1 protein-coding gene is annotated in these 959 nt (G+C 44.6%); it reads right to left on the bottom strand.

The window, feature by feature from the left end:
* Positions 1–74: 74 nt before the first annotated feature.
* Positions 75–959 (bottom strand): AsmA family protein (locus tag R7R24_RS25175; RefSeq protein WP_318119839.1); only part of this gene is annotated, 885 nt, incomplete at its 5' end.

Below are 959 nucleotides of genomic sequence, written 5' to 3'. Positions count from 1 at the left end.
GTCGACTGGTAAAGCTTGCAGCACAATGAAAAAAGGGTTGGCACAATGCCAACCCTTTCACTTTCAACGCGTGGTTAGTTGAAAAGGTTCTTCAACAGACCATCGACCGCTTCTTTGGTTTTCTCGTCTTTGATTTTGTCCGTTAGCTTCTCTACGCCACGGTCAATTTCTTTCTGAGCTTTCTGTTTAAGAACATCATCGAATACGAGTTTGAATTTAGGGTCCGCCCACTTACCAGACACATTGATTGGAATCGTGATGTCCTTCAGCTCATCGATGTTTTTACCACCTTGGCCTTCTAGCGTACCCACAATTGAAGTACTGATAGTAAAGTCGACCGTCTCATTGATGTAGTTTGCACTGCCTTTACCACGCACACGTAGTAATGGTGACTGAGCATGCAAGTTGTCCGTTGATACCACACCTTTGTTTAGTTTCAACGTCGCGGTCATCGCACTGAAGTCTGTTTTCTTCACTTCGTTGGTACTTTCAACTTTTTGCCCTTTGAATCGCGCGTAGTTTTCACGAATCAATTGAGCAACGTTGATGCCATTTACCGCACCATCAGCAAAGTTAATCACTACCGTACCAGCAAGGTTCTGTTTGATACCTGTCGTCGTCAAACTGCTACCTTGGACATTCACGTCGATATTACCCGTACCTTCTAGCTTGTCGTTGTTAGCAACATCAATCAGTAGCGGTTGAACTTTCACACCTTTGATTGATTTTTTCACGCTGTAAGTCGCTGGCGTCTTACGTGCATCTAGCCTTGCTGTTGCTGAAATTGTGCCTTGGTACAACTTCGAGCTAAATGATGTGAGGTCAAACACACCACGATTGACAGTGAAGCTCGCTTTTACCGCTTCCATTTTTGCGTTAGCCGCTTTGAACTTATCGATGGTGATATCACCTTTGACATCCAGCGTTTTCAGTGCTGAAAGATCCGGCTCAACTTCAGG

This window comes from Vibrio sp. 704 (assembly GCF_033339295.1).
This window is presented reverse-complemented; position numbering and strand designations above follow the sequence as displayed.